The 22,157-nt window shown below is 58.3% G+C and carries 16 protein-coding genes and 1 pseudogene; 6 read left to right on the top strand and 11 right to left on the bottom strand.

Annotation, left to right across the window (positions count from 1 at the left end; translation table 11 throughout):
- The 3 genes and pseudogenes from EN857_RS31885 to EN857_RS31875 form a co-directional block, all read left to right on the top strand.
- Positions 1–230: pseudogene (locus tag EN857_RS31885) on the top strand (cobalamin-binding protein); the annotation flags it as partial.
- Between the two features lie 89 nt (positions 231–319).
- Positions 320–1,354 carry a GlxA family transcriptional regulator gene (locus tag EN857_RS31880; protein ID WP_135859609.1) on the top strand — a complete coding sequence of 345 codons (1,035 nt, stop codon included), beginning with the start codon at positions 320–322 and terminating at the stop codon, positions 1,352–1,354.
- Positions 1,355–1,415: 61 nt separating this feature from the next.
- A complete protein-coding gene (locus tag EN857_RS31875; protein ID WP_135859608.1) occupies positions 1,416–2,843 on the top strand; it encodes an aldehyde dehydrogenase family protein in 1,428 nt (475 codons plus the stop codon).
- A 715-nt stretch (positions 2,844–3,558) separates the two neighbouring features.
- On the opposite strand, the gene EN857_RS31865 is transcribed toward EN857_RS31875, so the two are convergent.
- The 5 genes from EN857_RS31865 to EN857_RS31845 form a co-directional block, all read right to left on the bottom strand.
- The gene (locus EN857_RS31865) at positions 3,559–4,668 is read right to left on the bottom strand and encodes a mandelate racemase/muconate lactonizing enzyme family protein (protein ID WP_135859607.1); all 1,110 of its coding nucleotides are present in this window, start codon (positions 4,666–4,668) and stop codon (positions 3,559–3,561) included.
- Entirely contained in the window at positions 4,665–4,787 is a 123-nt protein-coding gene (locus tag EN857_RS36235) for a hypothetical protein (protein ID WP_281035934.1), read from the bottom strand. The genes EN857_RS31865 and EN857_RS36235 overlap by 4 nt, the downstream gene beginning before the upstream one ends.
- Positions 4,788–5,239: 452 nt before the next feature.
- Positions 5,240–5,800, bottom strand: a complete 561-nt coding sequence (locus EN857_RS31855) for a hypothetical protein (RefSeq protein WP_245511366.1) — start codon at positions 5,798–5,800, stop codon at positions 5,240–5,242.
- A gap of 345 nt (positions 5,801–6,145) precedes the next feature.
- Positions 6,146–7,198 carry a hypothetical protein gene (locus EN857_RS31850; protein ID WP_135859605.1) on the bottom strand — a complete coding sequence of 351 codons (1,053 nt, stop codon included), beginning with the start codon at positions 7,196–7,198 and terminating at the stop codon, positions 6,146–6,148.
- Positions 7,195–9,213, bottom strand: a complete 2,019-nt coding sequence (locus EN857_RS31845; protein WP_135859604.1) for an AAA family ATPase — start codon at positions 9,211–9,213, stop codon at positions 7,195–7,197. The genes EN857_RS31850 and EN857_RS31845 overlap by 4 nt, the downstream gene beginning before the upstream one ends.
- 426 nt (positions 9,214–9,639) lie before the next feature.
- Between EN857_RS31845 and EN857_RS31840 the strand changes: the two genes are divergently transcribed.
- Positions 9,640–11,151: an AAA family ATPase gene (locus EN857_RS31840; protein ID WP_210235152.1), complete on the top strand. Its 1,512-nt coding sequence runs from the start codon at positions 9,640–9,642 to the stop codon at positions 11,149–11,151.
- A 92-nt stretch (positions 11,152–11,243) separates the two neighbouring features.
- On the top strand, positions 11,244–11,999 hold the full coding sequence (locus tag EN857_RS31835) for an HNH endonuclease signature motif containing protein (protein ID WP_135859602.1): 756 nt from the start codon (positions 11,244–11,246) through the stop codon (positions 11,997–11,999).
- A gap of 372 nt (positions 12,000–12,371) precedes the next feature.
- On the opposite strand, the gene EN857_RS31825 is transcribed toward EN857_RS31835, so the two are convergent.
- Complete coding sequence (locus EN857_RS31825) at positions 12,372–14,210, bottom strand: hypothetical protein (RefSeq protein ID WP_135859601.1); 1,839 nt, start codon at positions 14,208–14,210, stop codon at positions 12,372–12,374.
- Between the two features lie 145 nt (positions 14,211–14,355).
- On the opposite strand from EN857_RS31825, the gene EN857_RS31820 reads away from it, so the two are divergent.
- Positions 14,356–14,592, top strand: coding sequence for a hypothetical protein (locus EN857_RS31820; protein ID WP_135859600.1), 237 nt, complete (start codon positions 14,356–14,358; stop codon positions 14,590–14,592).
- A 373-nt stretch (positions 14,593–14,965) separates the two neighbouring features.
- Here EN857_RS31820 and EN857_RS31815 read toward each other — a convergent pair whose 3' ends face one another.
- The 5 genes from EN857_RS31815 to EN857_RS31795 form a co-directional block, all read right to left on the bottom strand.
- Positions 14,966–15,760 carry a hypothetical protein gene (locus EN857_RS31815; protein ID WP_135859599.1) on the bottom strand — a complete coding sequence of 265 codons (795 nt, stop codon included), beginning with the start codon at positions 15,758–15,760 and terminating at the stop codon, positions 14,966–14,968.
- 2 nt (positions 15,761–15,762) lie between these two features.
- Positions 15,763–16,683 carry a beta-ketoacyl synthase N-terminal-like domain-containing protein gene (locus EN857_RS31810; RefSeq protein WP_189521674.1) on the bottom strand — a complete coding sequence of 307 codons (921 nt, stop codon included), beginning with the start codon at positions 16,681–16,683 and terminating at the stop codon, positions 15,763–15,765.
- A 203-nt stretch (positions 16,684–16,886) separates the two neighbouring features.
- Complete coding sequence (locus EN857_RS31805) at positions 16,887–17,345, bottom strand: hypothetical protein (protein WP_135859597.1); 459 nt, start codon at positions 17,343–17,345, stop codon at positions 16,887–16,889.
- Positions 17,317–17,592 (bottom strand): phosphopantetheine-binding protein, encoded by a 276-nt coding sequence (locus EN857_RS31800; RefSeq protein WP_135859596.1) that lies wholly within the window; start codon positions 17,590–17,592, stop codon positions 17,317–17,319. Before EN857_RS31800 ends, EN857_RS31805 begins: the two co-directional genes overlap by 29 nt.
- Complete coding sequence (locus EN857_RS31795; protein WP_135859595.1) at positions 17,592–22,151, bottom strand: hypothetical protein; 4,560 nt, start codon at positions 22,149–22,151, stop codon at positions 17,592–17,594. Before EN857_RS31795 ends, EN857_RS31800 begins: the two co-directional genes overlap by 1 nt.
- Between the last annotated feature and the right edge of the window lie 6 nt (positions 22,152–22,157).

Here is a 22,157-nt window from a genome sequence, read left to right as displayed (position 1 = left end):
TCATCGGCATGTCGGCGCTGCTCACCACCACCATGCCCTACATGAAGGTCGTCATCGACACGATGAAGGAAAAGGGCATCCGCGACGACTATGTCGTGCTGGTCGGCGGCGCGCCGCTCAACGAGGAATTCGGCAAGGCCGTCGGCGCCGATGCCTATTGCCGCGACGCCGCCGTGGCGGTCGAGACCGCCAAGGATTACATGAAGCGCAAGCACAACGTTCGCGGCTGAGGACACGTCTTCGCCGGGATGCCCGACACAAAAGCCCCTCAGCGAAACGCCGCAGACGGCCCGACAAAGGCACTAAAAAGGATCGACGTATGAACGCGCCATTTTCAGCGGAGGATCGCTCCCGGGCCGTAGCCTGGGATCCAAAAAGGCAGGCCATCGAACCAGGTCAAGACGTATGCCGGTTCGTCATTCTGGCACTTCCCGGTTTTTCGCAGCTCAGCCTCTCTGCCTTTGTCGATCCTCTGCGCTACGCGAACTTGGTTTGCGGTAGGTCCTTTTTTCAATGGACGATTATGAGCGAGGACGGGAAGCTCGTCGAGTGCGCCAGCGGTTTCACTTTGTCGGCAAGCGGCGACTTCGCGAGTGCCGGAAGGCGCGTCATAGCCAGCAATCGGCCAGACATGGTTGTCGTCTGCGCCGGCGAGAGGGTCGAGAAGCGCTCCTCGGCCTCGCTCATCAATATTCTTCGTCTATGCCGGAGGCATGGGGTACCCATCGCTGCGTTGGGCACCGCAACGTGGCTGCTGGCAGAGAGCGGAATCCTTGATGATACAAGATGCACAATCCATTGGGATAAGCGGGCAGCTCTCTCTGAAATGTTCGGCCGACTCCGAGTGACCGACCAACTATTCGTTCGCGAGTCCAGTTTCGTTACGTGTGCCGGAGAGTTTGCGTCCTTTGACCTGGTCATGGATTTGATCACCGAACACCTTGGACGGGAGGCCGCGCTTGCCGTCTGCAGGCATACGACCGCCGGCCATTGGCGCGCCGCATCGGAGACGCAATGCACGGCGGACGGCAATGAGGGTGGCATTTGTAAGCCGCTCGCCGAAGTCATCCGCATCATGGAAGAGCACATAGAGGACCCGTTGCCGCTGCGCGACATAGCCAAATGCGTTGGCCGCTCCCAACGCCAGATCGAGAGGCTTTTTAGGCGTTCCGCTTCGTCCTCACCGATGCGCTACTATTTGGATTTGCGGCTCGGCCGCGCCAGACGTCTTATTGAACAGACGGAATTGCCAGTGGTGGAGATCGCGATCGCCTGCGGTTTCGCATCCGCCTCGCATTTTTCGAAGTGCTTTCGTCAAGCTTTCGGCATCAATCCACGGGCCTACCGGGGCTGATCTCGTTCCGGACGCTCTGCCTTCAGACCCCTTCATTGGACTAACTCGGAGTGAAAATTTAGTGAGCAATCATCTGAAGTTTTTCATCGACGGCAAATGGGTCGATCCGGTCGCGCCGGCGACGCTGGACGTCATCGACCCATCGACCGAGGAGGCCTATACCAAGATCTCGGTCGGCTCGAAGGCGGATGTCGACAAGGCCGTCACCGCAGCCAAGGCCGCCTTTCCGTCCTTCTCGCAGACGACCAAGGCCGAACGCCTGAAGCTTTTGAAGCGCATCCTCGAAGTCTACAACGAGCGCTATGAGGACATCGCCCAGGCCGTCAGCCAGGAAAATGGTTCTCCGATCACTTGGGCGCGAGAGGCGCAGGCCTGGGCCGGGCGCGCGCATATGGAAGCAACCATCAAGGCGCTTGAAGACTATGAGTTCTCCGAGCAACGCGGCTCGACCATGGTGGTCAAGGAGCCGATCGGCGTCTGCGCGCTGATCACGCCGTGGAACTGGCCGCTCAACCAGATCGTCTGCAAGGTTGCCCCCGCGATCGCCGCGGGCTGCACAGTCGTTCTGAAACCGTCCGAGATCGCGCCGATCAGCGGCATCGTCTTCTCCGAAGTGATGCAAGCGGCCGGCACGCCCAAGGGCGTCTACAACATGGTCAACGGCAACGGCCCGGATGTCGGTCAGGTCATGGCCGGTCATCCGGACGTCGACATGGTTTCCTTCACCGGTTCAACCCGCGCCGGCATCATCGTCGCGCAGACCGCGGCGCAGACGGTCAAGCGCGTGGCGCAGGAGCTCGGCGGCAAGTCGGCTAACATCGTGCTTGCCGACGCCGATTTCGAAACTGCCGTGCGCAAGGGCGTCGAAGGCTGCTTCGGCAACAGCGGACAGTCCTGCGATGCGCCGACGCGCATGCTGGTGCCGGCCTCGCGCCATGACGAGGCGCTGGCCATCGCCAAGAAGGCGGCCGAGGCGCACAGGATCGGCGATCCGCGCTCGGAAGTCACCAAGCTCGGCCCTGTCGTCTCCAACATCCAGTACGACAAGATCCAGCGGCTAATCGAGGCCGGTATCAAGGAAGGCGCGACACTTGTCACCGGCGGCCCGGGCCGTCCTGAACATCTCAACCGCGGCTATTATGTGCGGCCAACCGTGTTCGGCCATGTGAAGCCCGGCATGACCATCGACAAGGAGGAGATCTTCGGGCCGGTGCTCTCGGTCATCTCATACGATGACGACGACGACGCGGTGAAGATCGCCAACGATACCGTCTATGGCCTCGCCGCCTACGTGCAGTCGAAGGATCTCGAGCGCGCACGCAAGGTGGCCGCGCAGCTTCGCGCCGGCCAGGTCTCGATCAACTATCCGGAATGGGACACGTTCGCGCCCTTCGGCGGCTACAAGCAGTCCGGCAACGGTCGAGAGTATGCCGACTGGGCGATCCACGACTTCCTCGAGATCAAGGGCATCATCGGCTACGGTACCTAAGCGGAATTAACCGCAACCACATGCAGATAACCGACCTTCCTCTTCGGCCCGAAGCGGTCGCTCAGTTGTTAGAGGGCTCAGGTCGGACGTCTTTCGGCCCCCTCGACGGTCCGGCACTTCGATATTCGACCGACACGGCGAGGTAATTGCTGGACTGGCAGTAGATCGCACAAGATGCGACGGTCGATCGATGAGCTGAAACGCGCATTTCTGTCGGCATTTCTCGACGCTGCAAGACTGCCTCAGCATAAGCGGTGTTTCCGGGCCACTTTTCGGGAGTGATCGCGATCTGTGAGGTTGCCGATCCCCTGGAGCCGAACGCAATGATTTCCGAAGTCGCTCGGCGTTACGGTCTCAGGCCGCAGCCGGTGTTCGCCTGGCGGCGCGAAGCGTGCCAACACGCCGCTTCGGTGCATCAGGAATCCCCGGCCCTTCGTGCCGGCTGTGGTGACGCCTCGGAACCCGCGCCGACGCGTCCAGCGCAGCCGCGGAAGCGCAAGGCGACTCGCGACGGGTGCAATGGCCTAAACTCTCATCTTCGACGTTATGGTCGTGTCGTCCTTGATCACGGCATCATGCCTGCGAGAGCCGGCGACTCGCGCGGCCTCCAGCCCGCCGGGGCCGGCCCCGGCGATGGCGACCTTCTTCCTTTTCCGCCGCTTTCTCGCCATGCGGCATCGTCTCCTCGCGGCCGGTCGCAGTGTCAGAGATCATATCAGCCAAAAGACGCAACGGGTTTTCCAAAAAGGCTCTCATCCGGGATCACCCCGAGGCCTGGTCCGGTGGGCAGCTTGATGTGGCCGCCCTCTATCTTGACCCCGTTCTCCGGATCGTAGTTGCCTTCCACATAGGGCTGGGCGATCCATACACCCTCAAGGAGCCTGGGCTGTACCGTCGCGCCAATATGGGTGCAGGCCGCGGCGATGATGTCGCCGCCCCACGCATCGTCGCAGGTATGCGGCATTGAACGGGTCTCGCAAATGTCGCGGAACGTTGCCATCGCGTGCAGGCCGCCGATACGGGTGACCTTCATGCCGAAGCCATCGCAGATGCCATCGCCGACAGCGCGGAGCACGGTGTTCAGATCCTCGCAGTTCTCGTCGAGGTAAAGACCGTGGTGCAGCTGACTGCGGATCGACTTAAGTTCCTCGATCGTGTTGCAGGGCTGTTCGATAATGAAAGGAATGTCCAGGCACTCCCGGCTGAGACACAGCGTGTCCCGCGTTGTCAACGACCGGTTGCCGTCGACGGCAAGCCGCATGCGGGTGCCTACGCGCTCCCATACCTTCCTGACCACCGCGATATTGGCTTCGATCGGACGACCGCCACCGACCTTTATCTGCATGCGCCGATAGCCTTCGTTCGCGCGTTCTTCGGCGATGTGGGCGACCTCGTCCGGCTCCCCGAGACCGGATGCGTAGAAGGACGGAACGCGTTCGGTCATCACGCCGCCTAGCAGGTCGGCGACGCGCATGTTCACCTGTTTCCCTAGAATGTCGTACGCGGCGATATCCAACGCTGCCTTGGCGTAGCGGTGGCCGTTGAGAAGGCCGTCCATCCTGCGACGAAATACCAGCGGCTGAAGCGGATCGACACCGATGAGTCCCGGAGCCATTTCCTCCAACGCGGCGACGGCACCTTTCGCGTGCTGGGGCTGGTAGGTCGTGCCGATGGGACAGGTTTCGCCCCAGCCGAAGAGACCGTTGTCGGCGACGATTTTCACCAGGGTCGTCTCGAGCGACTGGACGGTACTGCTTGCAATCCTGTAGGGGCCGTTCTTGACGGGCAGACTGTGCGAATAAATATGGATTTCCTTGATCTTCACTGCGGTACCTCCAAAAAAAAGCAATCGACGCCCAGAAGCAATTCATCCAGATTGCCTTTGACGTCGTCCACGAAATCGCGCTTGCGCGGATTGTGGGCTAGGTCGATGGCAAAGCCCATGCAACGTCCGGCGGCGTTGTTCCGATACGGCCCGCGTCAACGAGAACCATCGCAGCATCAGGATTTAACTCCGCATAGCGGCGAACGGCGTGAAGTCCCATCCAGCCACCGCCTACCACCAGGCAATCGCAATCGACGTTGCCCTTCAGCGGCACTAGCGGGAGTTCCGGACCGGCTGTCAGGTAACAACCTGACGGTGTTGAGGGGGTGGAACAGCAATATGTCGGCTGGAAAAGCGGAGAAGCGAAATCCATGAATGTTTTCTCATTGAGGCTGGACGTCAGGCAGCCTCAACGACCATCTTTGTCCTCGCCCGAGCCTAGAAGTCATTCCGGCAAAGCTGTAGACGAAAAAAATGAGCGCCTGATATTAATGTAACCTATGTCTAACCTGCGCTACTTGCTGCCCTCAAGCCCAGTCGCTTTTCGTTTTCCGAACCGACGTTCGATCTCCTAGAAAGCGGACGTTGCCATGAGATCTCTGGCTTCGATCACCGAATGTCCCCTTGCGACGAGAGCCTGGAATTCGTCCCGCATACGGATATGACGGCCTGGGTCCTTGCGAAGGGCTTTCGGTACTTCATTCCCATGACGGAATGCTCTCCGGGTGGCGCCGCCATCTGCATTGCGCCACTCAAGATGAGGGTCAGGAATGAACTCAAACCTGTTCAGCGCAGGCACTAACTGCGGCGTCAGACAGATCCATTGGTTTCCAATAAGGGCGACCGAGTGGAGGATCAGGTCTTCACCATGAGGCAACCATCCAGTGACCTGTCTGCTTTTGCCATCCGGGTCATTGGCAGCTTGCTCACTGCAATTGCGGTGACAGTCATAATGCACGAAGCCAGTCGCCAAAAGCTCTTCCGCGGGCGGCCGAAAAGCAACTACACGCGGCAGCGCGCTCACCTCCTCATAGGTGGCCGCCTCTATTTCCGATGGCGGGAAGGCCATTGACTCCACGTTTCGTCGGATCAGATCCGCAAGTTCGATGTTCGCGGCGGTTCCCGCTGCCACAGTAGTTGCCTCCTGTTTCATAAAGGGGACCCAATTCGGCTTCGGGCGACAGACTTGACCGTTCGACTGCTACTTCAAGAATGGTATCAGATGTTGATGTCCGGAGTTCAAAGCAGTCGTCACACAGTCGCAAAAAGGCACCTCAGGCAATGTCTCCGCACAGTTCGCCAGACGATACCAGTGGCTGGGTTTGTGTGCGCGCTGCTTTCGCTTCTTTCCGGTCATTCTGAAACCGGCGGCGAGTCCCTAGAAGCTGCCGGTCCGCTGCATGCATTTCTGCGATCATGGTCTGGGACGGATAACGTTGACTTTGAATAAATTAGCTTTTCGGAGTGCAGGATGATCCTATTCGTCGAGCTGGATCAGCTCCAACAAACGGCGTTCAATAAACCGCCACGGTTGCGCGAGGTTAATCGTCGCAATGCGGATCGAGTGACCGTGTATGCGGTAGCACGCATCCGGTCGACTTCGCGCTTCCGGGTATAGTAGCATCCCGTCGTACCGGTCGGCAGCATTGATGCCTTGGGCGTTTCGGAGATAGGCGAAGAGCTGGTACAGATGGCCCGAGTGATATGTTTGTGCGCCACGATAGGTCTGCAGCGCATCCGCGTAGTATTTGGTATCTACGATAATTCGCCGCTCATGTGATCGCAGGAAGACATCGACTCGCATCGCTGGAAGGCGGCCTTCGCCCCCGTCCGATAACTGCTCAGCGTTCCAGTTCAGAAGCAACGGCTCTACCGCAAAGGTGCTCTGCTCGCGTCGATAGAAGTTGCGGATGAATGCTTCAAAAACTGCGGCCATCTTCCGTTCGTCGCGGAGCACATCGTGAAACTTGAAACGCTTCCCATCTTCGGTGGGCAAAAGAGAGTGGAATGCGAGTTCGGCCACGCGCATCAGCAGGCCGTACCCCGAGATGTTTCGATGTAAGTGGACCCTCGAAAAAACTCCTGCTTCTAGGCGGATATCGGAGACACTAGAGAACTGTTGCTCCGCCTGCCTCAGCTCGCGCGCTATCGAAGGCTCGATCCCGGGCGCTCTTGCAAGCCTTTGGAGTGAAGCTTTTAGAATCTGATTGTGGAGAACGTCATAGCTCAGTTCATCGAAACGGCAATGTAGACGACGCGTCTGTCGAGATCGCAAGCGAAGCGTCTGGCCTAAGTCTATCTGGCCACGCAAGGTGGCAAGGTCTTCGTCATGCAAACGATACCCACGATCGACCCCACGTCGAAGTAGGGTATGTGTTCCGTTCAGGAGGACCTTCGCGAGAAGAGTAGGAAGATCAGGGCTTGAGCTGCCCCCCACTTGGACAGATAGAGCTTCCTCAAACCTGTCCCAGGCATAGCAGAATAAGTAGTAGATGTTTTCTATCGGGATATGGGCGACAGCATCGGTCATAGCGGCGCCAACAATTCAGTTTCCCAGTGCGCGACCTTCGTTGGCGCGTCAAACCAGTACTCGCGCAAAAGATGTAAGATCTCCGTTCGAATGATCCGCTCATACCATGACCAACCGTCCTCTTGCTCGGATGGCCGCGCGCAAAAGTAGCTGTGGCCAATCTCAAACCCTGGGCCAAGGTTAGACGTGTCAGTGACAATCTCACTATTCAGCGCTTCGATCCTCTGAATGAGCATGGACGTCACGGTGTTTGAGACTCCCGCCGCGGCTAGCTGCGTTCGAAGTTTTGGCGAAGAGAACTTCGGGGTGAGGGTAATGAAAGCGAAGCGGCGGCGCAGTGCGTAGTCGACAACCGCCAGCGATCGATCGGCTGTATTCATCAAACCTAGCAGGTATACGTTCTTGGGGACGTGGAACGGTACTTTGCCAGACGCTAGGGCTATAGCCCAATCAGTGGATCGCTTATCGACCTCGATGAGGAGCATTAGCTCGCCAAGAATTTTGCTCAGGTTGCCGCGGTTAATCTCGTCGATCACAAACACATAGCTATGGTCAGGGTCTGATTCTGCGCGACGGCAGAACTCAACAAACTTACCTGGACGTAGCTCAAAGCCATCGGCTGTAGGCCGGTACCCCTCAACAAAATCCTCGTATGAGAATGATTGATGGAATTGAACGAAGCCCAGCCGGTCGCGATCCTTTGAGCCCATCAAAGCGAAGGCCAGTCGTTGGGCTGCAAAGGACTTCCCAACGCCCGGAGGTCCTTGGAGGACGATGTTCTTCTTGGCTCTCCAGACAAGCATGATTTCCTCTGCCTCGAATTGATCGAGGAAGAGCTCTGCAAGCGCCTCGTCTAGCGAGTAAGCGCTGTCAATGCTCACCCGAGCAACGTCCAAGCGCGCACCTTCGTCGATTTCAGCGTACGGGAGAGCCTTGCCGGCAAATGACTCATAGGCACGGTTCAGGATTGAAAGCAGGGTGGGGGTCGCCTCTGTGAGGTAAGCCCCCTGGTTCAGCTCCAACTTTCGATTGTAAAATAATCGACCAGCGCCGCCACTAACCAACTCCGACAACTCCGTTGCGAAGGGTTCGGTGGCGAGAAACGCTTGCCTTTCAAGCGGTGGATCAAGGTCCTCAAACTCTCTCAATGAGATCCTGTATGCATCACCTTCCCATTCCGTTCCGGCGATCCCCTGAAACGTGTCGTCGACGGCGGCCTCTACTACCGAAACGCCCACAAAGGCCTTGTTGTTGGTAAGGTGGAAAACGACATCACCGGGCTGCACCTCACGCATCGAAGAATAGATGTCCCCACCGTTTTTTGAGCGCTGTGGTGACCATAGTGAGCGACCAAGTCGGTTGTCGCCTTCCTCTCGATCTGGCCGCCCACTCACGATCGTCTTCTCGATCCAAAAGCGGCGCGTGGGCTCTTCCGGCTTTGTTGGGTCGGCCTGGATCTCGTACCCGAGTTCTTGCAGGTGGCGCCTGGCATCTGAGCCACTGAACTGCTCACTATCAAGAGGCGTTCCGCCTGGCATATATTGGTGCGCCACGCCGACAATAGCCTTGGATGGATAGGGATTGCCGCTCCTCAGTACCCAATTGGTTATTGAAGTACCGAAGTTATACGCCGACATAAACTCATCGAAGCCTAGTGCATCGTATTCGTCCATTGCGCTCTCAATTGCTTCGCGAGTGGGTAGTGGCAGCTTCGGGCGGCGCGACGTGCCATCGCGATAGTTGCGATAGTAGCTTACGGTTGTCCTGAAATTGCTCAGATCACGGTAAAAGTTCGTCGATTTCAGAGCTAGTCTGGACGGGTTTGCCCGACCTTTGGCTCGATCCTCTGAAGAGTACACCAGCGTTCTCAGGATCTCGTCTAGGCGATCCGTGTCGAACGCTAGATCGAGATCGCCGTAGGCCGCCGCTAGTTTTCTAGCCTCAGAGAGCTTCGTGCTTACGGTGTTGCGCCGGTAGTTCGCCGCTAACCAACCTCGAAAGCCTTCTTCATTCATTTCCCACCTGTCGGATTTTTCTTAAGTTGACTAGTTTTCACACTGCGAGCAGGGCTGCAAGGTCGAGCGGGCTTGCGGCGACCTCGATAAAAATGCCGCGCTGTTCATTCCGATGGTGGCACCGGGCGAGGCTATTATCGTCGGGCCCGATCTTCATGACTCTGGCGAATTTGCAGTACGAGGCTGCGCAGTCCACGGTCGTCCACCTGGATCGCCCGACCGAGCTGGGAATGTCTGTCGATGAAATCTATGTCCACTACGAGCATTTCGACCTATCCACGATATTCGAGTCATTAATGAGTCGACCAGAAGGCTGATCCGCGATAGTGCTTCGATTGTCGAAGGTTCCTATATTTGGAAACGCTAATTATAAAAATGACGTTTGTAGTCCGCCCTAATAGCGCCAATCATGCCCCGGATAGCGGAGTGGCAACCGGCTACCTTTGGACAGACAATTGGGATGATTGGTTCACATATAACACCCTCTACTACCTAACCTATTTCGACCGAGCGGGCCAGAAACACGAAATCGGACAAGTAAAAATAGGCGAGTTTGGTTGGCCAGAAAAACAGCGGCGTCCCGCGTTGCCTCTAGAATTCGAGAGACTGCCAGAGGAGTTCTTTTCACTTGGCCAGGATGTCGACTATTACAAAGCCTTGATGGAAATCGACGAAGAGGAGCGCTTCGAGATACTCGCTGCTCTGCGTGACGTTGCGGCCGATCAAATACTTTACGCGCGGGCTCTAGAAGAGGATGTAATGAAGACATCTCTCATGCGCTCATCCAGTGCACGCAATGTCGAAATTCAGTATCGACGAGTACTGGACGAGGGCGTCGAACTTACACCATACGAGTTCTCATACCGGGCTGCAAAAACGGTCGGCTCTCTGACTGATCCTGTCGAACTGGAATTCAAGGTGAAACCGGGAGCATTCCCACCGACTAATATTCATGTGCTTGTAGGTCGCAATGGGGTTGGCAAGACACGCCTTCTAAATGGTATGACGCGTGCGTTGGTTGACGCTTCAACCACGAAGCGAAGGGACGGTTCGTTCTCTTTTGAAGCATTGGAAGTCGATTTGATCGGCGATGCGGATGAGACGTTCGCGAACCTCGTTAGTGTGACCTTCAGTGCCTTTGACGAGTTCCTGACCGTTCAGCAAACCGCTGCGAAGGAAGAGGCCAAAATCGGCTACGAAAATGTTGGCCTTCGTAAACTCATCAAACGCGAAGGAAAAACAGCCGTCATTACTCAAAACATCGACCGACTAGCTAGCGACTTTGCGAAGAGTGTCCGTGTCTGCGCTAAAGGTGTTCGTCGGAAGCGTTGGCGAGCCGCGTTGCAAACGTTGGAGACCGACAATCTCTTTGCCGAAATCGGCGTTGCCGAACTTACAGAAATCGACGACGAAGAAGCATTCGTTGAGGAGGCTAAGGCCCTCTACGGCAGACTCAGCTCCGGCCACAAGATCGTCCTGCTCACCACCACTAGATTAGTTGAATTGGTTGAGGAGCGGACACTCGTCCTCATGGATGAACCTGAGGCACATCTTCACCCGCCGTTGCTAGCGGCTTTTGTGCGCGCACTCTCGGACCTCCTAACCAATCGGAACGGCGTAGCCATTATTGCAACCCATTCCCCGGTCGTCGTTCAGGAGGTTCCAGCATCGTGCGTTTGGAAGATCGCCAGACACGGCCTCGCTTCTGCAGCTAGCCGACCAGAAATTGAAACATTTGCAGAGGCGGTCAACGTGTTGACCCGCGAAGTTTTCGGCTTGGAGGTCGACCGCTCTGGCTTTCATCGAATAATCGGCGAGATTGTTGCAGGAGAACAGACTTTTGAGGGCGTGATGGCTCGCTTCGACGATGAGATTGGTGGGCAGGGACAAGCCTTGATCCGGGCGCTCCTGGCCCAGCGTGGCCGCCGGGACGGTTAGTGATGTGGTCCGTCAAGTCGCCTTCGTTCGAATCAGGCGCGACATTCGATTTGTGCGCGGACCGTATTAACTCGGCCGTTCTACGAGCCAAAATGAAGGGAATCAGGCAAGAAATTGTAGATCTTTCCACCGAGTACGATGCTTATGCAAAACTCGGGAAACTGTATCTCGTTGAAACTCATAAAAAGGGCATCGGTGCAGTTGGAGGAGCTGACCTAATCAAGAACTACACGGGTCGTATGGTGGGCAAGAAGATGCCCGCCCGCGCTATCTACGATGCGCTGAAAATCCTACCAAGGAACGATCGATGTCCTTTCTGCCGATATGGCACAATCGAGACGCTTGATCATGTTTTGCCAAAGGAGTCCTATCCAGGTCTCTCAGTCGCACCAAAGAATTTGGTAGGGAGTTGCAATCGTTGCAACAAAGGCAAACATGCTGCAGCCCCGACTGGGCCTAAGGACTGCGCGGTTCACCCGTATTTCGACGAAATTGATGACCAACGGTGGCTTATTGCCGAAATCGTTGAGACGACGCCGGCTGCGGCGCTGTTCTCTGTAGGAATTACTCCTGGCTTCCACGCCAATCTTCGAGCGCGCGTGTTGCATCAATTCGATGCACTCGATCTGGCGCACCTCTATTCAAACGTCGCTACTGAGGAGATTGCAGGGATAGCAGAGGAACTCGAAGAGGTCTTCCAAGCTGGCGGTTTCGCCGACGTGGCGGCTCATCTCGACCGCAAATGCCGTTCTCGACATAAGTCGGGCTGCAACTCATGGCAGGCGGCCCTATACGAGGCAATGGCGTCATCAAGTTGGTATTGCAAAGGCGGATTCCGTACATCTTGATGCGTTTCGAGCAAGAAGGAAATGGAGAGCGAATCCTTTAGTCGGGCACAAGTCCGGTGAGATGGGTTTTGCCCGCCATGTTATCTTCATGGATGCCGGTCAGGTCGTCGAGATGAACAACCCGAACAAATCCTTCAGCAAAGGCATGACGCCGATCCAGAGGTCCCGCCTCCCGAAATCGAGTTTGTTGATCGAACCTGCTGCAACGCGCTGCCTACGCCGGTACGCTATCACTCCCGTGAGGAGGCATTAACGAGAGCCGGCATGGCCCATACGTAGCGATGCGGCAAGCGCTCAGCGAACTCATGGCGTAAATCCAATCGCGTTCCCGCACGTCAGGGGCGATGTTGGTTTGACGACCTACCAGAGCGATCACGGAAATTTCACCGGTGGAGACACTGGTGGACGCGGGATGCGATCGAACACGCCCCAGTTGGAGAGATCGCTCCCAGGCAGGTTGTCTGTGACTTGTTGCCGTAGTTTCTCCACCTCCTTTGACAACTCCTCGGCGCGCTGCCTTTGGCCCTCAACTATTTTCCTGAACCGCTCCCAATCTACGCTCGAAGGATTCTTGAGACCCTCCCGAAGTTGCGTAATAAGGGCTTCAGCTAATTCCTTCACCGCCTCAAATGACTTGACGGTTTGGTCGAAGACTAGCCTTGCAGCCTTCTCTTGCTCATTTGTGTCGGCGACCTGTGGGTCCATTACATCGCCGTTTTGCCACAACTTTCCAATGAAGATGCAGTCCCAATACATCGATTGCGAAAAAGCTGGGGTGTCGTCGGCTGCTCGCTCCCACATCCACTCTCTGCGCGGGTGAGTGTCATTGGGCAACACAGGCGGGCATTTGCGCAACGCCAGTTCGATCATCCGATCGGATGCTCTATGTGCTACATACTCAAAGAACGGGTTGTCACCTTCCATCGCTCCTCCCTCGGAAATCGCAAGTACTCTAGCTGCCGCTTCGTTTAGCTCCTGGCTGCCAAAGCCCCAATCCTCCAGAAGCATAACCTCCACCATCGTGTTGTGGCGAGAAAATCCCTTTCTGTTTGCAGTTGAGTTGATGTTAGTAACGATATTTGCCATCCGAGACTTGGCGACCAGAAACTGGTCGATCTTGCTGCGGAGTTGCTCGATGCTCGACGCTATCGCCCTCGTTTTTTCCATGGTTCGGTCGAGCAACCCTTTGAGCTCTTTTGCTTGGGGTGGCACAATCGGAAGTTCTGAGGTTACCGTTTCGTAACTCTCGTTCAATTGCTTCATTAGAAGATCGATGGGTGGCCCAAAAGGAACAAAGGTTCCGCAAAACGGAACTGGCTCATTTAATTGCGCGCCGAGAAGTTCGAGAAGTGGACAGTCATTGAGTTTGAGTGTACAGTTGTCATTTTCGCAATACCTGGCAGTGAGAGATGGGCTTATGCCACAAAATGTCCGGCACCTGTCGTTAGAATTTATCCATTGAATCCATAGATTAAAAGCATTTCGATCTTGAGTTATGCTCAAATATAGCATCACGCCCAGTGCGTGGTCGTTACTGAAGGTCGTTTCACCCTTTTCAAGAAGAAGAGGCTCGCCAGGTTGTAAAATGGCTTTCCTTGGTGATCGCCACCAGCGACCATTCGCACTCTGAGATGTTTTGACAGTTTCACACCCCCTCTGATCGCCTACGTAGCACAGCAGGGCGTTCTCGATTATTGCGTCACCGTCATCGCAGAACTCGCGGGCACGATTCTCTGGTTCCTTCGACGGAAAATGTACTGCAGGTACTCGCGGGTCATCACAATAAAAGACCTTTCCCTCCCAATATTTAAGCAGGTCCGTTAGTTCGGGATGCGCGGGTCGCCTAACCCAAACCGATCCATTGCTCCAAGTGATGGCGTTCCCACTAGAGGAGATTTGTCCAACGATTTTCCAGCCTAATGCTTGAATTCGACCGTTGGGCAGAGTTTGTGCGCCTGAAACCTGTCCGCACTCATTCACCAATGCCAGATCAGGAACCGGGCCTACTGTAATTACTTGGATAGCGTTTAGAATCATAACAGGCGGAGCTTTTCTTATAATTGTGGACTTGCTCGGCGAGGAGGGGGTGCACCCACATCCCCGCTCGCACCTCCATGCTCCTTCAGGACTAGGCGGCGACGCACCGCCAGCCGCTTCACCGAAGACAGTAAACAAGCTCAAGAGCAAGATAGTCATGGCAATCCGCAACATGCAAATTCTCCTCAGTTCTGAGCTATAGGCGAAATGTTGGCGACGCACGGCGTCAAGCGGCAGCGGCCTGGTATTTTGCCGATGGCTTTGTAGCTGAATTTCACACCTTCGACCATTCTTGGCAACAAGTTATTAGGTCGAACTGTTGTATGGGTTTGCCCCGAATGTGGTGCAGTTCGAGCGTCGTATGCCGAAATCGCAGGTGACTTTGCGCAAAGGCTTTGCGCCTCATGGCAGTTATTGGTACGGTCCTGTTGATTCATCAAAAGCCGCAGGCCACTTGGGCCATAAGCGTACGTCCGAATACGTCGCCCATTTTTCCTCTGTCGAACAGGTCGTGGCGATGATCTATCCGCCAAGCCATCTCAAGCTTGCAAACTGACGTCGTTACGCGGCCACAACCACACTCGCTGCCGAGCTTGTGGCTTCTTGATGGAGATCGCGGAGACGAGCCGTGGTCAGTTGACCGGCCCGCTACGAACACGTCGAACTGAAGCCCTCCCCGAGAGTTGGAGGACACTATTGGGGGCGCTGGCCGGTGCGATTAGGAACGGAACGGTGATTGCAACGTGCCCTGTCTGGAACCCCTACGGTTTCAGGTACTTCGACGGCCTGACGCGTCATCTTACGGGAGCGGAGGCGGTAGGATCCTCAGACTTAACTTGCTCAAACTCGACTGACGTGCATTTCGTACGCAAGGTTGACCCGAGCAGGCCAATCAAATGCGCCAAGCCCGAGCTTAAGCGGATCGGAAGTCATCGTGGACGGATCAAAAGCGAAGCTTTTAGGCCGCCATCCGACAAACGGACGGATGTGGCAGCCCCTGACATGGCGATCTCGCTCATCAAAACGGCCACCGATGCGGTCAGCGCCTCGTGGCGCGTCAAAAGGCTGCCATGACCGGAGACCTCTTGTAATTGCCAATCCAAGATGATGTCGGGCGCAAGGCCGGGAGCGTCAAGCTCGACGACCTCGACCAGTCGGCCAGTGCCTGCAACAGGACCGACGCGAGCAGCAAGCGATATGTCCAGAACTGACCTTTCAAGACAGGTTCCGGCTGTGATCGGCCCGAGTCCGGCCCCGCTCATTGCAGCCACCACGACGACCAGTTCTGCCAGACCGAGCCTCCTATAGAGATCGGCAACCTTGATTGCTTCGAGGAATGCCAGCCTGTTCCACCCGACCGTCAGCGCGAACTGATGTGCGCCTATCAATGCCGCAAGCTGGGTGGGGACATCGCTGATGAGTGTCGGTGGGAACCCGATCGGGTTGACGAATCGCGGACCGCGATCGAGGGCCTGCTGCGCAAATGCCAGAGATGGCGCAACGGCAACCGGGCCACCGATGCATATGATGCCGATGCGTTGGTCTTCAGGCAGAAGCGCGCGTTTGGTCGCGAGATTGGCGAGCGCAGTCGAGAAGTCTCGGTGACGGGCGTGGCGGACTTCGGCGGTCCTGACGAGGACGGATCGGACGTCTGCTGCGAGCAGCGAAACACCAGCCGGGAAGCCATCCTCCTGGTCCAAACCTGAAAACAACTCGATTTCCACCGTTAGGCCTGCCTGTTCGAAACGACGATAGCCGTATTGTTGCCGCCAAATCCGCTGGCGAGCGCCAAGAGAGCGCCCCCGCCGGGTATCGGTCTCGGTGCTCCGCGTACCAGGTCGATCTGCGCAATGGTCGCGCCGTCCGCGACCGCCGGTGGCATAACACCGTCCTTGAGCGCCTGTATCGCGACAATCACGTTGAGCAGCCCGGCCACCCCCATTGTATGGCCGACGCCCCTTTTGACACTGGTGACAGGAGGTGGCCCGCCAGGCCATAGTTTCAGAAACGCTGCAGCTTCCGCCACATCGTTTTTCATGGTTGCCGTTCCATGCGCGATGATGCCCGACACGCCTGCGGCCGACAGGCCTGCCTGCGCTAATGCCTCTTCAATGGCTGAGGCCAGGAAGGTCCCCTGCGGGTCGGGATCAGTCGGATGGCTTGCATCGCAGCTAACGCCAATCCCGACAATCGCAGGCCAGTGGGTCGGGTGCACGGCCAGCCAAAGGGCGGCGGCGCCCTCGCCAACGACAAGTCCGGCACGGTCCTCCAGGAAGGGCCGCGCCGGTTCTGACGTCGTTGCCCCTACGCGGGCAAACCCCACCACGCCAATTGCGCTCAACGCGTCCACGGCGATCACCGCGCTCGGGCCGCCGGTGTCAATGCTGGCGGCGCAGGCCAGGATCAACGCATGCGAGCCCGATGTGCATGCCGATGAGAGCCAGATGCCACTGCCGTCATCGAGCACGGCTTCCGGAACCGGATCAACCAGCAGGGACCGCCACAGGCTTGGCGGGGCAGGGCGTGCCTCCGCGATCCTTTGCGCCAAGTCCACCAAGGCATCGGTCTCGCCATGATTGGACGCACCATAGAGCGGGAGCGCCGACGCGCCGGCTGCTCGCAGGCGCCGGCGCATTTCGATGAGCATCCGCGCGGCAGGGCCCCTGCCGTTGAGATCGACGGACCGATCAAGGTCCGGTAAGGCAGCGACCGCGGCAGCAGCCTCGAATGCCGCAGATGGTGCCGTCCAGGGCGACGTCGCGATCCTCCCGGCAAGCAGCGCTGCCCAGCTTGTGGCCCAGTCAGCCCCAAGAGCCGTACGTGCGTCCATCCATCGCGGCCAGACCGGTTTCAACGCCAGGCTCCATGGGCTCGCTTGGCAACGACGCCCTTGATGCTTGCAACGGCTGTGTCGGCGATACGACAGACCGTGCGAAAACCAAAGCTGGACTGCATGCGCGCCAGCTGCGTCTCCGCGATCACCTCGCAGGGACACAAAGCAGGGGCATGGAATTGCCCTTCTGCCTTTGCCAGCCAATAGGCGGCGGCGCTATCGTCGGGGTTGAGCGCCAAGGCGGCGATCAAAGCCGATTGCGCCGCCTGTTCTATGAGGAAAACGCCCGGGACGACAATGTGTCCGCCGACGCGGTGCGCGGCGATCGCAGGCTCCGACAGGCTATAGCGCTTGGCGGTGACCACCGACTCCTGCGAAAGGCGCATGACCGCGTCGGCAAATCGGAAGCCCTCCCCATAAGGCAAGAGATCAAGCAGACCATTCAGGTCAAGCGATTGTGCGGACGGCGGTGACATAGGCAAGCAGCTTACGCGGCGTGTTGACGGCGGCAAAGTCGAAGTCCTGGGGCGGTTCGGGAGCGCTTAGCTCGAAGGCCATATCGATGAAGATCGCCATCGCGCCGAGCGAGTCGACGCCGAGCTCGAGATAAATATCGGTGTCTGGCGTGACCACGGAAGCATCGCAATCGGCCGCGTCGGCGACAAAGCGGATGATCAAGCCTAGGGCAGCCTCATCTGCGGCCAGCATGTCGACATTGTCCATCAGATGACCTTCACCTCCACGACATAAGGCTGTTCAGCGGCCAGTTCGTCCTTCAGACCTGCGATTGCCACATTGATTTCATCATGTCCGTCTTGCGCGAAGCGTATGTCAAAACTGCGGACCAGTACTTCCTTGCTATCGGTATCGTCTCTCCTGAAGGCCTGGACCTGGATGCGGTAATTCGGGTTGAGTTTCTGCGCTGCCCATTCCCTTTGGAGTTCGTCGTCGGTTATTTCTGCGGCGATCCCGTTCCATTCGATGACGGCGGTCTGGCCGACATCGATCCATTGCGCCCGCGCGCTTGGCTTTCCTGGGCTGGCGCTTGGCATGGGCACCTCGACATAGCGGCGCAGAAGCGCCCGGAAGAACCACGGGGAGGTCCTCTCCGTGATCTTTTCGGGGGTTTGCAGGCGGAAGGTGACGCGCGGGGCAAACAAGGAATAATCCGCTGGCTGTGCAGCGCCCATCTGCGCCACAACCTGGATGGGCGGCCGCTCCGGGATTGCGAAATTCGTCCAGGCGGTAGGCCTTGAATAAAGATAATGCGGGCCGTCGCTGCCTGTCCCCAGATCGCGGAAGGCGCGCAGGCGATAACGAAACTCATAATTGCCGTTCATCACGACCATATCGTCCCCGTTTCGTCCGAAATAGTCGATGAATGTCGGGCGTTTTGCGGATCCGGCAGGCTGGGTTGGATCGGTAAGCTGGACAATGCCTGCTGTCGCGGGGATTTTTGCCCTGAGCCCGATGCGCCGGAACGTTGTTGGTGCCGACGGTTCAGCCTCGACCGGCATGCCGCGCAGCCACCCCGTGCGTATCGCGCCAAGCCAGGCCTTCTCGATGGCCGCGCCGTCCTTCAGGCCCTCGATGGCCTTCAACGCCTCCCAGGCCTTCATGTCGAGCATGGCCATGATCCGCGCGTCCTGTTTTTTGATCTCCTGCTCGTCCCGTTCGATCATCAGGAAGACATCCGACGACTGGTCACCTGCCGTCCAATTGATCACGAGGCGCGGAAGGCTTGCCGCGTCGCTGTCGTCCACGACGCCAGCTGGCAGGAAGGCACGATATTTCGCCACATCCTCCAGGCGGTGCTCGTCCGCCCTGGTTGGCTGGGTTGCCTGATACTGCAGCGGCGGCGGCGGTTGGATCGAACCGGTGAGCGTTTGGCAACAGGCCGGGCAGTCCTGCGTCCTGGCCTCAAGCCCGGCATAGGACAAGGGTGCGATCCACCAGACGAACGTCTCCTGCGGTCCGCCCCCGAGCGGCACGAAGAGCTTGCCATTGAGCTGGGGTGTCTTGGGGTTCTGCTCGACGATCCACAGCCCGTGGCCAAGATGCAGCGTCGCGGTAGTGACCGCGCCTTTGGTGGGGAGCGGCTGTCCATCAATCGATTTCAGCTGTGCGGCCGTGGCTGCACGCGCGCCCTTGGCGCTTCGGATCACATAGGCGATGCAAAGACCGTTCGCCTGTGGGATCAGCACGACGGCTGGAACCCCCAACTCGATCGAGGCCAGCGCGGCGTTGGCGGCATCGCTAGTTCCAGACAGCCTAACTGCGCCCTTGCCGTCCACGGCGGTAAGCGTGACCTCGCCATTGGCCGCAGCTTTCGCTAGGCTTGCTTCCAATGGGCACCTTGCTTGATAGATTTTGAACGCCGCGGTTTCGGACAGAGCTGGCCGCTGCGCCGCAGGAATGGTCGCCATAGGCGCGTAGCGCCAGGACAATTGCGCCAGACCGCGAAAACCGATCGTAGGGCTTTGCTGCGGCTTGCCCGTATCGGTTCTGGTGCCAAGCGCAAGGATAGTGCGGCTTGGTCGCAAATCCGCCGCGCTGGCAGGATCACCACTCCAGGTAAGGCGTTCCAGTGCACTCTCGCACATCGCTATCTGACCCAGCGTCAGCGTGGTGGCATCGTCGGACCATGCGACGGGATCGATCTTGACGCCCTTGTCGGCAAAGTCGCAAGTCGCCAGCCTTTGCAGCACGAGGTCGCGGTCAAGCCCCGGAGGAGGCAAGATCGGCAGCGCCGGCACCAAAAGCGCTGCGGGCTCAGTCGGCATGTTCGGCGGCCGCGCGTCGCTGACCAGGAGCTCCGGCGTCTTGGCGAGGGGACTGCTGCCTATGACCTCGGGCGAGGGTTCGGGCGAGAATGTCATCTTGCCGTCCTCGCCCTTGCTCAGCAACTGCGCCGTGCGGGCAGCCACATTGGGCGCCCAGAACTGGACGTAGCCACCTTTCAGCTTGAAGCCGGCGACGCCCATGTAGAGATAGCCCGCACCAACGTCATCGGTCTCGTAATACAGCTCCCAGATACCCTGGGCGTTTGGTGCGGCGACCTCCTGGACGCTGACCTGTTCCCAGCCATCGGCCACGAGCTCATCGATCTCGCTCTGCCAGGGTTCCGCGGCGGGCATAGCAAGAATGGCCTTGTCTCGTTCGAGAGGGAGGATCGGTGGCTTAGGCCGTTTGCGCAGAATGGTTGCCCATGCCGTCAAGGTGGCGGGATCCGCCAGCGGTATCTTGCCTTTGCTGTCTTGCTGATGTGCGGCGTAGCTGGCGTAGGGCGTGCTGAATTGCATTTTCAGCTGCAATGGAAACGCTGCTTGCGCCGAAACAAGCCGCAACGACAAGGGCGAGGCGGAGTCGTTGCCCGGTGGGGGCATGAGGCGAGAGCGCTGCCGCAGGGAAAATATCGTCCCCGCTACTTCGCCAGCTTCAAGATCGGCCGCCGCAACCGCGATCGGATCGCTTTCCTGATCGAGCGGATCAACGGCGGTGACAAAGAAGCGATAGCGCTGCGGCACCGCAGGCATCGCCGACGCCGACGAGTCGGGGCGCCATTTGCGCGCTGACCAGGTCGGATCGGGTGGCACGGCTATGTCCCAGTCCGGCAGGTCGGCCGGCGGCTTCATCGGCGCGGCCAGGAAACCTTTGCGCAGATCGAAGGCAAATCGTGCAGAACCCTTGTCCCCCTTCGATGGCAACGGCTTGTCGTCGAGGCCCGACCGCTCGTCGGTCCTGTCGTCATTTGTGGTGGGGACAGGCAGGACGGGTTGCCAAGCCGGCTGCCTTAAGGCGGCCTCCAAGGCCGCGACAAGCGGATCCCCTTTGGGGTCGACAAGTGCTGGGCCGAGATCGCGCGCAAAGGAATAGCGCCTCGTCATGAGCCATGGGGCAAGGTCGGCAAGCGTGGGCATCTTGGCCGGATTGTCGAAGAAGGGTTGCGAGGCCTTATGACCCTCCCACATGCCATAAACATTCCAGGCCGCAGCCGGGCTGCCGGCTGGCAGCGGGTCGATGGCGATCTCGATACGTCCATCTCCTGTGCGAAACCCAAGCGCACGCCCGTTCATCTGGACGGCGGCGTCGGCTGCCTGGGGTACCTCAACCAGGTCATAATTGATGCTGGCGCCGGTCGGCGCCACGGGCGGGTGCGAAGATCCCCCTTTGAGCGCGTATTTGAGCTCGATCTCTCTGCGCAGGAGCGATGTCCCCGGATCGAAAGGCGGCTGCTTGGTCGTACCGACCTTGGTCTGCGTCACGGTGACGACGATCCCATTTCCTACCGCGGTAATGCCTTCGATGTCTGTGCGATCAAGGCTGAAGCTGCGGCCAAGGCCAAGGATCTCTGACCCGTAGAATTGTCGGCCACGATCTGCTTCCGACCCCGTGCCGCCGCTGTCCGGATCGCTCCAATAGTCGAGCAGTTTTCCGCCATGCAGGGTACGCAACCGGATATGGCCGCGCACCTGCTCGGCCTGATCAGCAAGATCGCGCACATCATCGAACGTGCTGCCTGTCCCCAGTGCTGCAGAAATCAGGGCCAATTCTTGCAGGCGGATATGCGGGACGACGGATGCGTCCGGCGCCCAAAGGTCGATATGCGGCATGTCCACTAGGGCTCGCGACAGCGCTGCCTCGGTTCCTGACAGGCGCGCGGCGCTGCGTCGGATGATATGCGGCACATGCGCCGGGCGCGCGCCGCTGGTAACAAGCCAATCGGCAAATCGACCGGCAAGATCCGCAAGAGCTCTTGTGTCCTGGGTATAGGCAAGGTTTGGTCGTGCTCGCATCGCGGTCGGAAAGGCCTGCAGTACCCGCTGCGCGACGCGGTTGGCGACGCGGTCCCGATCGGATTCATGCAGCAGGTTGACCACCCCAAACGGCACTTTCGAAAGATCGGTCTGATCGAGGGGAACGTCCTTCACTGGCCCATCGGGTCGCTTTGTCTGCAACCAATGGCCCGCAACTGCAAACGGCCAATCGACCGAGTCGCGAGGCGTGTCCAGCATGAAGTACTGCCGCGGCGAGACGGCCTGCTTGAGGATCTGCCGGATCGGCGTGATCTTAAAATCCTTGACGTCTAGCGGACGCCCGGCGCGCCTTGGGGCTCCGGTGCTCTCGATCTTGGCCTCGATCGCTTCCACGGTGAATTCGGCATCATAGGCGGGCAATGCGTCGCTGCCGCCATCGCCAAGCACCCAGCGCACAACCAGGGTGAATGTGTCTTTCGATCCTTCCTGGAGACGAAGGCCGGCAATCGTTTTGAGATCAGCCATTGTGTC

It is taken from the genome of Mesorhizobium sp. M4B.F.Ca.ET.214.01.1.1 (assembly GCF_004791545.1).
Lineage (GTDB): Bacteria > Pseudomonadota > Alphaproteobacteria > Rhizobiales > Rhizobiaceae > Mesorhizobium > Mesorhizobium abyssinicae.
Note: the sequence above shows the minus strand (reverse complement) of the source record. Positions and strands in the feature narration are given on the sequence as shown.

Excerpts from the sequence above, each read along its gene's own strand:
- EN857_RS31880 (WP_135859609.1), top strand. The coding sequence starts at position 320 with ATGAACGCGCCATTTTCAGCGGAGGATCGCTCCCGGGCCGTAGCCTGG.
- EN857_RS36235 (WP_281035934.1), bottom strand. The coding sequence starts at position 4,787 with ATGGGCTTTGCCATCGACCTAGCCCACAATCCGCGCAAGCGCGATTTC.
- EN857_RS31850 (WP_135859605.1), bottom strand. The coding sequence starts at position 7,198 with ATGACCGATGCTGTCGCCCATATCCCGATAGAAAACATCTACTACTTA.
- EN857_RS31845 (WP_135859604.1), bottom strand. The coding sequence starts at position 9,213 with ATGAATGAAGAAGGCTTTCGAGGTTGGTTAGCGGCGAACTACCGGCGC.
- EN857_RS31835 (WP_135859602.1), top strand. The coding sequence starts at position 11,244 with ATGAAGGGAATCAGGCAAGAAATTGTAGATCTTTCCACCGAGTACGAT.
- EN857_RS31825 (WP_135859601.1), bottom strand. The coding sequence starts at position 14,210 with ATGTTGCGGATTGCCATGACTATCTTGCTCTTGAGCTTGTTTACTGTC.
- EN857_RS31810 (WP_189521674.1), bottom strand. The coding sequence starts at position 16,683 with ATGCTCATCGAAATGCGCCGGCGCCTGCGAGCAGCCGGCGCGTCGGCG.
- EN857_RS31805 (WP_135859597.1), bottom strand. The coding sequence starts at position 17,345 with ATGTCACCGCCGTCCGCACAATCGCTTGACCTGAATGGTCTGCTTGAT.
- EN857_RS31800 (WP_135859596.1), bottom strand. The coding sequence starts at position 17,592 with ATGGACAATGTCGACATGCTGGCCGCAGATGAGGCTGCCCTAGGCTTG.
- EN857_RS31795 (WP_135859595.1), bottom strand. The coding sequence starts at position 22,151 with ATGGCTGATCTCAAAACGATTGCCGGCCTTCGTCTCCAGGAAGGATCG.